Here is a 272-nt window from a genome sequence, read left to right on the forward strand (position 1 = left end):
GGCCGAAGGTGACGGCGATGCCGCGGCCCGCCGGGGCGGAGGCGGAGACGCTCAGCCGCAGGTCGAGCGTGAAGGTCTCGTGCGGGCGGACGCCCCAGTAGCCGACGTAGCCGGCGGACTCGTCGTTCTCGTCGAGGGAGACGTTCTCCCAGCGCCCGGTGGCCGGGTCCTTGTACTGGAGGGTCACCTGGTCGGTGCGCGGGCCCCACTCCTCGTCGTCGAAGTGCTCGTCGCCGAAGGTGGCGGCGAAGACCCCGAGGTCGACGCGGCGG

1 pseudogene is annotated in these 272 nt (G+C 73.2%); it reads right to left on the bottom strand.

Annotated features, from left to right (window positions below):
* Nucleotides 1-272, bottom strand: a pseudogene (locus ACSNOK_RS34310) (hypothetical protein); the annotation flags it as partial.

Source organism: Streptomyces sp. URMC 126 (assembly GCF_051386555.1).
GTDB lineage: Bacteria > Actinomycetota > Actinomycetes > Streptomycetales > Streptomycetaceae > Streptomyces.